The 11,044-nt window shown below is 42.8% G+C and carries 10 protein-coding genes; 5 read left to right on the forward strand and 5 right to left on the reverse strand.

Annotated elements, in window-relative coordinates:
- Nucleotides 1-251 (forward strand): transposase (locus BLR42_RS20640; RefSeq protein ID WP_139165230.1); only part of this gene is annotated, 251 nt, incomplete at its 5' end.
- 148 nt (nucleotides 252-399) lie between these two features.
- Here the strand turns inward: BLR42_RS20640 and BLR42_RS20645 are convergent.
- Entirely contained in the window at nucleotides 400-789 is a 390-nt protein-coding gene (locus tag BLR42_RS20645; RefSeq protein WP_091873282.1) for a DUF4342 domain-containing protein, read from the reverse strand.
- Between the two features lie 207 nt (nucleotides 790-996).
- On the opposite strand from BLR42_RS20645, the gene BLR42_RS20650 reads away from it, so the two are divergent.
- Entirely contained in the window at nucleotides 997-1,410 is a 414-nt protein-coding gene (locus BLR42_RS20650) for an ATP-binding protein (RefSeq protein WP_091873286.1), read from the forward strand.
- Here BLR42_RS20650 and BLR42_RS20655 read toward each other — a convergent pair.
- The gene (locus BLR42_RS20655; protein ID WP_091873288.1) at nucleotides 1,396-2,571 is read right to left on the reverse strand and encodes a phosphotransferase; all 1,176 of its coding nucleotides are present in this window, start codon (nucleotides 2,569-2,571) and stop codon (nucleotides 1,396-1,398) included. The two genes, BLR42_RS20650 and BLR42_RS20655, sit on opposite strands and share 15 nt — an antisense overlap.
- A gap of 58 nt (nucleotides 2,572-2,629) precedes the next feature.
- Nucleotides 2,630-4,255: a hypothetical protein gene (locus tag BLR42_RS20660; RefSeq protein WP_091873291.1), complete on the reverse strand. Its 1,626-nt coding sequence runs from the start codon at nucleotides 4,253-4,255 to the stop codon at nucleotides 2,630-2,632.
- Nucleotides 4,256-4,394: 139 nt separating this feature from the next.
- Between BLR42_RS20660 and BLR42_RS20665 the strand changes: the two genes are divergently transcribed.
- Complete coding sequence (locus tag BLR42_RS20665) at nucleotides 4,395-5,711, forward strand: diguanylate cyclase domain-containing protein (protein ID WP_091873293.1); 1,317 nt, start codon at nucleotides 4,395-4,397, stop codon at nucleotides 5,709-5,711.
- A gap of 24 nt (nucleotides 5,712-5,735) precedes the next feature.
- Here BLR42_RS20665 and BLR42_RS20670 read toward each other — a convergent pair whose 3' ends face one another.
- On the reverse strand, nucleotides 5,736-6,809 hold the full coding sequence (locus BLR42_RS20670) for an endonuclease/exonuclease/phosphatase family protein (protein WP_091873296.1): 1,074 nt from the start codon (nucleotides 6,807-6,809) through the stop codon (nucleotides 5,736-5,738).
- 240 nt (nucleotides 6,810-7,049) lie between these two features.
- On the opposite strand from BLR42_RS20670, the gene BLR42_RS20675 reads away from it, so the two are divergent.
- Together BLR42_RS20675 and BLR42_RS20680 are read left to right on the forward strand one after the other, a co-directional pair.
- Complete coding sequence (locus BLR42_RS20675) at nucleotides 7,050-7,640, forward strand: DUF8052 family protein (protein ID WP_049946128.1); 591 nt, start codon at nucleotides 7,050-7,052, stop codon at nucleotides 7,638-7,640.
- Between the two features lie 38 nt (nucleotides 7,641-7,678).
- Nucleotides 7,679-9,430, forward strand: coding sequence for a carbon starvation CstA family protein (locus BLR42_RS20680; protein ID WP_091873298.1), 1,752 nt, complete (start codon nucleotides 7,679-7,681; stop codon nucleotides 9,428-9,430).
- A 164-nt stretch (nucleotides 9,431-9,594) separates the two neighbouring features.
- Here BLR42_RS20680 and BLR42_RS20685 read toward each other — a convergent pair whose 3' ends face one another.
- A complete protein-coding gene (locus tag BLR42_RS20685) occupies nucleotides 9,595-10,737 on the reverse strand; it encodes a hypothetical protein (protein ID WP_091873301.1) in 1,143 nt (380 codons plus the stop codon).
- Between the last annotated feature and the right edge of the window lie 307 nt (nucleotides 10,738-11,044).

Genomic DNA, 11,044 nt, shown 5'->3' on the forward strand with positions numbered 1-11,044 from the left:
CAAGGCACTGTAGGATCCCGGTGTTTGTGGAGCTGCAGAGAAAGATCATGCGCCACAAGGATCATATCCTTAACACTATCGAGCTTGGTGTGACCAATGCCCGCATTGAGGCAACCAACAACAAGATAAAATTGCTTATCCGGAAGGCGTATGGATTCAGGGACGTAGACAGTATGATCGATATGGTTTTGCTATACTGTTCTGACCTGAAAATACCGTTACCAAATCGCAACCGTGTAAAGTACGCTTAAGCCGCATGGCATGAGGACTTCAGCGTATTTAACTAACCACACTCATGCCAGAAGAGCCAATCTTTATCATTATAAACTTTTATTCACAAAAAGAAATACCCCAAAAGACTCGGCTTTTGAGGTATGTCTGCGTTATCTTATTCAGTTTTTACTTAATTTCGTCCGTAGAACCATCCTTCTTGACTACGATGAGTTTGCATCCAAATCCGAAAGCTGCAACAGATCCGGCAATCAGTGCCCACGGAGCAGTTGCAAGACCGACGATACCGCCGATGATTCCGATATTTACAGGAACACTGAGGATAACCTCATCATCCTTCTTGATCTGGATACGATCTACATTGCCCTCTTCAACTTTTTTCTTAAGCTGATCAATGAGGCACTTAACGTCATCGCCGATGTCATTTGCGGAAGGCTGAATAAGCTTTACAGCCTCATCAATGTTGCCGTCTGTTTTCTCAAGGGCTTCCTTTGCTGTTTTGTACTCCACGCCTGTAAGTTCCATTACTTTTTCAATAGCTTCAAGTGTTATATTCATGATATCTCCTCCTTTTTGGCTTGAATCATGTTTTTGCTTTGTTCATGGTCTTATTGTAATATGTGTTATGCTTCTGTTATATATCATATAGAGCAAAACATCCTGCCCTATCTTTCATCTTTTGTGGATTAGTCGATATGCAACTAATATTTTCATATTTTTTGGTGTATGGTATTATTATAACAGATTTATATGAGGGGTACCGCCATGAAAGAAATAACTCTTGAAGCGAAAGTGGAAAAGTTGAACGATCTTCTTGCCATTGTTGACGAAGAGCTTGAAAACGCAGGCTGCACCATGAAGGTTCAGATGCAGATTGATGTTGCGGTTGAAGAGATTTTTGTCAATATAGCAAGCTATGCCTATAGTGATGGCAGCGGTGATGCGACCATTATAATTGATGTTGATCAAAATGCCTCCAAAGCCACTATAACTTTCATTGATTCCGGTTTTGCCTATAATCCTCTTGAAAGAGAGGATCCGGACACCACTCTTTCCGCTGAGGAACGGAAAATTGGCGGTCTTGGAATCTTCATAGTAAAGAAGAGTATGGATGAAGTCTCATACAAGCGTGAGGACGATAAAAACATCTTCACGATATCCACCTCATGGAAAAAGTAATGAATCGACCTTCGGAATGAGTTCCTTTATGTGCTCCTTGGTATGCTCTATTCTTACCTGACCGAGGTCCGAATTCTTGTAATCCGATATATCCAGAATATAGAGGAAGCGTATTGCCGCAGCCAGCTTGATCTTGTCACAGATAGATTCCTTTTCTTTAGCTGACTTTTCGGAAAAATAGTTATCTATTATTCCGTTCCAGATTCTGTCTCCCATTTCATCCGGTATTCCCAAGAACATCATGCAATTTCCGGGTTCATCCTCCACGAATGACTTATAGGAAACATAAAGACCCGCAAGGTCGAAAATCGGCTGTCCAACGGCGAGGGTGTCCATATCTATCAGCATTGGCTCCCCGTCCACCATCATCACATTTTTCATCTGAAAATCGCCGTGTATAACGTGATTATCATCCGGGAGCTTCTGCAAATATCCTTTTAATATCTCGTACTCATCGTCAGATAAATATTTCCGCACCACGTCCAACGCTTGTAAGAAATTATCCCTGGCATAATGCAGTTCACCGGGGGGCATTTCTGTCTCATGAACCTGCTTAATAAAATCCACATAGGTCTTAATGATATTATCAGCATCCTCAGGATTATCCTTTATGAGATCATTAAAGGTATTTGCCTTTAGCATCTCAAATACAGATCCGTAGCTGTCACCGATTCTCACAATATCATACGATATTGCTGTGGGAATTCCGTTGAGAAAAGCCTGTTTTGCCTTTTTCTGCTCATTCTCTATCATGGATAAGCTATCCGGCGAGCTATAAGCTTTGACAATGGTATCATCGTCTATCCTGTACACAGTCCCATAAAAGCCGCGCCCGATGACTTCACAGCCATCCACGGAAATCCTGCGATACGCCTTTTTAATATCTAAAATTTCGGTAAAACCGGTCACCTCAAATATCTCGTAAACTGAAGGGCTAAGTTCAGTAAGTTTCATTGAAATTCCGCTCTTTTGGAGCTTCATGAAGGATCGCAGTCCGGCGCTGGAAATATATTCAACCGCCTCCATGTTGATCTCAAATTCTGCGCCTTCATTTTCCGCGGTAATCTCCGCAAGTTCCTTGAAAACCCCGTCAGCTGTATTGGAATCTATCCCGCCCTCAGGATACACTATCACTTTTCCGTTTTTACTATCAGTCCTCATATGGTATACCCCTCATAAAAAACTACAGTAGCACTATTATTATACCATTATTCGGGTGTTACTGTGCAAGCCATCCATAGCACGTGATATCAATACTGTAGATGACGCCATCCTCACCTAAATCTATCTCATATCTGTTGCCTGACTGGCTTCTGTCGTCACCGGTCTGATCAAAAGGAATAGTATAAATTGCGATATTCCTGGTATAGTCGTAATTTGTAATATTATTTTTGTTCAAAAAGGTCTTAACCTCATTTTCGGTCATATCAGGATTGAGGCCGCCTGGAAACTCTATATCAACCGGATAATAGTCTGATTGATATACAGTCAGACTGGTCACAATAGTGTTCTTAAGGATGCATGCTTTATCGGAGCTGTTATAAGCCACAATGTAAATACGGCTGTCACCTTTATACATATCAATAACGCCGCCCTGTCCGGCTCCGATTGAATATGATTCGTCATAGTCGTACTTCCAGCCATTGTCCACAAGAACCTGGAGCGGTACTGGAAGGTTGTAAACTACGCCATTTAGCTTGAAATTACCGGATAACGGATCACTTCCAAGTGATGAAGGCGCAACGTAATAGCTAAGATAGTCGGGAGCATCCGTGCTTACCTCTGTCTGCTCCAGATCAGTGGGTTCAAGCTCATTACGCACCGAGATTATCTCAACAATGTCATCATCGCCCATCATAATTGTCGTGTATTTATATGAGGACTCATCCTCATCGGCATTTTCCCCATAGTAGTAATATGCGTTATCATTCTCTCTGTCCGGCACTCCAAGAGCCTTTATAACGTCCCCTTTGGTGCTTATGCCGACAGATATATCTTTTCCATGAGCTGTTACGGGTACGCCCATGGTCTGGACCGTAGGTGTGTTGAAATCAATTTCAGTAATATAACAGTCTCTGGCTTCCTTAGCATCAAGGCTGAAGTTTTTGATACTGGTCATTACATGTGCTTCATCCCCGGGATAGTAGAGCCACATGCACTCAAGTCCGCCTGCCGGAATAGTTGTTGATGCATCCTGTTCACTGCTAAAGGACCAGCCGTCCTCCAGAAAGTCGCTAACTTTCTCAGGGAGCTGATAAGTAATTCTTCCAACCGTAAATGCAGAAATATCATAAGGATCACAGGATTTTCTGTCTCCTGAGGGTGCATTTACCTGAAGCGTATTTTCTTCGGTTACTGCCGGTTCACTTGTAGCCTCCTCAGTCGGCTCCTCAGTCGGCTTTTCTACAGGCTCTTCCACTGCCGGCTCCTCTGCAGCCTCCTCCATAGGTTCCTCGTCTACAGGTTCCTCTGCGGGCTCTTCCACAAAAGGTTCATCTACTACAGGTTCATCCGGTTCTGCAGGCTCTTCCACCGTATTTTGTCCGATAAGCTCTGCATCCTGGTTCGGAAGCTTCTCACTAAAATACTTTGCTGCGGTAAATGCCCCGAAAATTATAAGAACAAGAAACAGCACAGCTCCTATTCCAAGTACTACAATGGCAAGTTTTTTGTTCCTGGCTGATTGTTCCCTCTCAATAGCTACCGGATCATAAGCATATGTCGTCTGCTGTGTGACAGGCTGTTGATTAATCGGTTTACCTGTCATGGGATCAAACTTATAACCGCTTGATTTTCCCGAATTAATGGGCTGACCCGTCATCGGGTCAAATCTTTGTTCACTCATTTTTATTTCCTCCCAGACTTTTTTCCCTCTCATAAAATTTTCATAAAATTAATGAGCATAGCGAGTCTATCTTACCACAAACATGGTAAAATAGTAATGTTCTCGGAAATCTGCGCACAATAACAGCCGAGGTGTTACTATGCAAAAAATTATGGTTGTAGATGACGAAGAAATATACCGTTACATTACTAAAACCATGCTTGAGAATGATTATGACGTAGTCTGCGCTTCTTCAGGTGAAGAGGCTCTTTCTGTTTTTGATAAAGAAAATCCCCAGCTTGTAATTACAGATCTTCTTATGCCGCATATGTCCGGTTTCGAGCTTCAAAAGAAATTCAAGGATAAGTACGGCTCAGGCGTACCCATGATTTTCATGACCTCGGATGAACGAGAAGAACAGGAAACAATGGGTTTTAGGGTCGGCGCTGCCGATTATATCCATAAACCTTGCAGCAAGGACATTCTTCTTAGCCGCGTAGGACGCGTTTTTGACAATATCCAACATATGAAAAACCTGGAGGCTGAGGCCAGAACGGATCTGCTTACCGGATTATATAACAAGAGTTATGCTGAATCAGAGATCACAGAGTGCTGTAAGCACAGGTCCGGAGTCCTCATGGTTATCGACCTTGATTCCTTCAAACTGGTCAATGATCTCGTGGGACACGATGCCGGGGATGAGGTTCTTGTAAGCTTTGCCGGAATTTTAAAAACCGTCATCAGGAATAAGGATGTCGTGGGCAGAATCGGCGGTGATGAGTTCATCATTTTCTGCAACAACATCAAGGATAAATTCATAATAGATGCCAAAACCAAGCAGCTTAACCGCATGCTGAAGGCCGAAGCCGAAAGAATCCTGGGAAATGAGGTGGATATTCCGCTCGGAGTCTCCGTGGGCGCTGTATTTGTACCTGCAGAGGGCACTGAATACGGTGAGCTTTTCAAAAAAGCCGATAAAGCACTCTACCAGGTTAAACAGAACGGAAAACACAGCTTTTGCCTTTTCCAGTCAGATGATGCAAAACCACTGCCTGATATCAACACCAACGTCAAGAACAGTTTCGCAGTTCTGGATGAACGCGGCGAACCCAGTGGCTCATATGAAGTATCAAATGAGGCCTTTACGACTGTTTACCGCTATTTAAAGCGTTCAATTTTTAATTATAATTCTCTGGTTCAGTTTGGAATAATTACACTGAATTTTGCTGAGGGTATTGAAAGTGACCGGACTGAGGAAATAATGGATGCATTTGCCGGTGTTCTGAGATCATCCATGAGATTCAGCGATGTATTCACAAGAAAGGGTAAAAATCAGTTCTGGCTTCTGATTCCGGAGTCAAATCGCGAAGACTCGGTAAAAGTGGTGCTCGACCGTATCCTTAATAAATGGGCCGGAAATACCGAATCCCAAAACGTAACCGTAACATATGATATCGAAACAATAAAATGCCCTTAAGCTTAATTACTTAAGGGCATTTTTCTATTTGCTAAGTTTGAATTTAAGAACTACCGGATTGTGGTCGGACACCTTAAAATCGTAATCCAAAGTTTCAACACCGGTGGCTTCTATATTTTTCGATACTAAAAATCCATCTATCACATATAACTGAAAAGTGGATTTATCAGCCCCCTCATAAGGTTGTGAAAGCGCTCTGCTGCTCGCTGTATTTACATCCATATAGATATTAAAATTGTCGCTGAAGGCACCGGCGTCAATGATCCCGGGCTGCCAGTTTCCCTCCATCACCGGATATTTTGAGGTGTCAACGTTTGAAAAGACCTGATTAAAATCTCCTCCAGCAATCACATAATTGCCTTTTTCACACTCTTTTTCCAGATAATCCTTAAGAAGCTTCGTCTGCGCAATTTTGCCTTCTCCCCTATCATAGGCCTCCAGGTGGAGATTTATAATCACCAGCTCTTTACCGGTATCTTCGACAGGAATTCTTGTTACCAGCAGGCACCTCTTCAGATTTGCCAGCCTTACCGGCCATTTAAACGGGCAGGGAAGAGCAACTCTCTCAGAGCTCTCTATGTCATAGGCAGACATGGACATAAGTCCGGATTCAACCTTCCCTATGGGCGGAATCGGTATTGGCACATACGCAACCCTATAATTCGGAGCATAGGCATAGCTCACTGAACCGGCAGAAGAGATAAGCTCCGCTCCTACATCTTTTCTGTAGGTTCTGTCTGAATCTCTGTCTACCTCCTGCAAAATTGTAAAATCAGGTGATACTTCATCAATAACTTCCTTAATTCCTTCTATATTTTGGTCTACACGTTCCTTATCGGCAGTCATTACACCTTTTCCACCATCCATGAAAAAGTCTGCATTGTCGCCAAGACCTGCATACCCTATATTCCAGGAAAGCATTGTGAAACTGTTATCGGTTAATTCTATTTTCCTCTCATTATGAACAGCCTCTACAACCTCGATGTCGGCAGGTTTATACTCGTCAATCCATAAGTAGATCGTAATTAGGGAAAATGCCAGAACAGGCATCAGAATAATTATAAGTAAAGCAATTACTGCCTTCTTTAAAGCCTTCATTGTCTCTCTATCTCCCCGTCAGATTCAGCACTTGATGCCTCTTTATTAAGTATAAATATAACGCATAAAAATAGCAAATTCCTCCAAATACATTACAAAATTAATCTATTTTCAAAAAAACTGATTAAATTTGTCATCTTGCAATAGCGCGTCAAAGTGATAAAGTGACTCTAAGTTATATTTAATCAGTTAATTCGAAGTGTTTTTATACGAATTGCTGATTATGGGAAAGAGGTTTGTATGAATTTCAGGGATGCCTATTTAAAGGAGCTTCTTCGCAGATACGAAGCCAGCTTCGATATCACTGAAAATTTCAGTTTGGGGGACACTGATTACGCCGCATACGCACGGTTCTGCTCACTCAGCGAAAAGTATGTACTAAAAAAAGAAGCAACTCTCTGGTCCATCAAGGCATTTGAGCATGTTCTTTTTATAAAGGAAGACGCGCTGACAGAGGACACTCTTAATGACATCATGTCGGTCATCACGGATTACGCAGAACCTGAACTGGTAAGACACGGCGAGAAATATCCCGAGAAGGATCACATGTGCACATATCTGACTTTCGTGATTCTGACTTCCAAGACACCGGATAAATCATTAAAAAAGGCCATTCGAAAGTTCCGTTACGACAGAGGTTATCTTTTCAATTTCCGTGGACACAGCGAGGCTAGGCTCGCGGTTATTTCCATGGATGATGGTGAAGTAAGCACCAATTATTCAGGGCGCGAGCTTAAAGAACTGCTTTCGGATGTCTATAGCAAAACACATGTTATCTGTAATAACATCACTGAGGCTGCAACTGATCTGGATTATAAATCCGTCAGTTGACATATACCCTAAGGGGATTTCTAAGGAGGAGAAAAAGTATGAATGCAGCAGTATTACTTATTGTAAGTGTTGCAATCCTCGCTGCCGGTTATGTTTTCTATGGCGGCTGGCTTGCAAAACAGTGGGGAATCGATCCCAGCCGTAAGACTCCGGCTCACGAGCTTGAGGATGGCATGGACTATGTTCCCGCAAAAACGCCCGTACTTATGGGTCACCATTTTTCATCAATCGCAGGTGCAGGCCCCATCAATGGTCCTATTCAGGCCGCAGTTTTCGGATGGGTTCCGGTTCTGCTCTGGGTTCTTATCGGAGGTATTTTCTTTGGAGGTGTCCATGATTTTGGCGCACTTTTCGCTTCCCTTCGTCACAAGGGACAGTCTATCGGCGAAATCATTGATGATTCCATGGGAAGAACAGCTAAGAAGTTGTTCCTTACTTTCGGCTATCTGACACTTCTGCTCGTTGTAGCAGCCTTCAGTTCAATCGTAGCAAGTACTTTTGGTACAACTACCGCTGCAGGCGCTGCTGTTGAGGGTGCAACCCTTGCCGCAAACGAGTCCACAGCAATGATTTCATTGCTTTTCATAGCACTTGCTATGGTATTTGGTTATTTTGTTTACAGAAAAAATGCCCCTGTAGGTGTTGCTTCTGTATTCGGATGTATTGGCATAGCTGCTATTGTGGCTATCGGCCTTAACTTCCATCCTATCGCACTCTCATATAACGCTTGGATGTGGATACTTGGAGCTTACATCCTGGTTGCTTCAGTAACTCCTGTATGGATCCTTCTGCAGCCCAGAGATTATCTCAGCTCTTTCCTTCTCTACTTCATGATTGCAGCCGGTGTTATCGCTGTACTCGGTGCAGTAGTTACAGGCCACGGCCAGTTTGCAGTTCCCGCTATGGGAGATGCTTCTCTTAAGGGAACCGGCGTATTCACAACAGGAACCGCTTTCCCTGCACTTTTTGTAACAATCGCATGTGGCGCTATCTCCGGATTCCACTCACTTGTTTCATCCGGAACAACCGCTAAGCAGCTTGATAATGAGAAGAACGCGCGCCCCGTTGCATACGGCTCAATGCTCATCGAGTGTACAGTTGCTGTTATCTCTCTTTGTGCAATCGGCTTTGTATGGTCTGCAGCTTCTGACGGAACCTACGCAAGCCCTACACAGGTATTTGCAGGCGGTCTTTCAGCAATGATCGGAAGCTTTGCTCCCGGCGTACAGAATATCATGTACCAGATGCTCATCCTTGCAGTATCCGTATTCTGCCTGACATCACTTGATACAGCTACAAGACTTGCAAGATACATGTTCCAGGAGTTCTTCCTTGAGCAGGGCCAGACAGCAAAGGATGCTACCGGATACAAGAAAGTACTTGCCAATCCTTATGTAGCAACAGCAATAACAGTTGTTCTTGGTGTAAGCCTTGGTATGACAGGTTACACAAAGATTTGGCCTCTGTTCGGTGCAGCAAACCAGCTTCTTGCAGCTGTAGGTCTTATCGCTGTATGCACATGGCTCGGTGCTGTAGGTAAGAACAACAAGATGTTCTTCATTCCTATGATCTTTATGCTTGCTGTAACTGTTTGCTCACTTTTCCAGACAATAACAGCTAAGCTTACTGCTTACACAACAGGTGCAGCAGATGTTTGGGCTCTTATCCAGGCAGGAATCGCCGTACTTCTTGTTGCTCTGTCTCTTGTACTTGCAGGCATTGCTGCCAAGGTACTTATTGCACAGAGAAATCAGAAGGATGCAGGCAAGAAAGACGAGAACGTTGCTTAAGTTATTTGAATAATTGTCGTGAAGACGAAAAAAGGCTTCCCCTCATCCGGCACTTCGTGCCACCTTCCCCCCAAAGGGGAAGGCTTCGATCGGGGAAGCCTTTTTACTGTTATTCAGTTTTTGCCGAATACTGTTTAACTGTTTTTATTTCTTTTCATAATCAATTACTTCTTGAGAAGCCATAACTCATATACTTCTCTTACTGTCCTCTTATTCTTTGTATCGTAGTATGTTACACGAAGGAATGTCGGATGAATTATTCCGTTTGTCTTTCTAACCTTGGTCTTGCTATTGTCCTTCTTGTTAACCAGGCTGTAATCTACTTCTGCATCCTCGCTCGTTGTACTGAGCTTTAAGGTCTTCTTATTCTTAATGGTTTTCCAGACTCTGTTTACTGATTTCTCTGACTGACCGTTTACAACATCATCTGTTCTGCCGTTTCCGTTAATATCAACCTCTTCTGTGCCTTTATTCTTTGTTCCTTCCCATCCGTCATCGGGCTTATCTGCTGCAACAACCGCACTACTTATTTCGAGTTTTTTGATCTTATAACCCTTATTGGCAGTTACAACAAGTTTACCTTTTTTCTTTGTTGTGTAGTTGCCGGTTTTTGCATAATAGTTTCTATAATCGTCTCTGCCATCTCCGTCGGTGTCTTTTAGAACATTCTTGCCGGCAAAGGTAATTGACTTGATTGCTCTCGTATCAGCCTTAGCGATAATCGTAATGCTCTTGTTGGCTACAACAGCGCCCTGAGCGTTAACTGCGTTAAAATTAACCTTGTACTTACCGGGTTTCTTAGCATAGAACTGTAATCTGTACCATCCTGATCCCTTGTACATCTCCTTAAGCGCATCCCACTCAGCAGACTGCATGTTTCCATTAACATCTCTGTAAAAATATAATTTTTTTCCATCCACCTTCTTATAGTACGCATATTTCGGGCTTCCGGTATTTGTTGCTTCGAAAGAATCATACATTCTGAGTTTAAGATTCTTACTGCTTGACTTAAAACCTGTAAACTTTACGACATCCGGTGTGGTATAAATCGAAGGAATCTCCATATACTGACCTACATTGACGTAATAAACCTTCTTTTCGTTATAAAGAAGGCTTGTATCCTCCATCTTTCCCTCATCTGCCTTAAAAGTTACAACCTCATTTGTATCCTCGTTACAATAAGTGTATGTATCCGTCGCTGCATCATAATTCTTCATTATTTCCGCATTTGCACTTATCGGTGCAACCATGGAAAATGATAAAGCTGCTGCAAGAGCGGCGGCCCCCATTCTAGAAAATTTCCCCATTACTTTTTTCCTCCTAGTATAGTAATGATGTAGTCATTAAGGACTACAGTTAATAGTTTCTATTTCCAAATCTAAGTAATGATTGAAGGGAGGATTCCCCTCTCATCAGATATCATCAAGGAGCTTAACTAACAGTTATACATGTCTGTAGCTCCCGTATACTCCAGACAGATCATAAGGTATATAATCATCGAGGCAGGATCATTGACGGTTCCTCCTTGGGAGCCAGCTTCGGTTGGTGATACCTCGAAAAAAGTCTGTCAGTCCATTCGGTGGTGATTTATGTTTTGGCTGGTTGGGAGCCTCA

This window comes from Butyrivibrio sp. INlla16 (genome assembly GCF_900104155.1).
Taxonomy (GTDB): domain Bacteria; phylum Bacillota; class Clostridia; order Lachnospirales; family Lachnospiraceae; genus Butyrivibrio.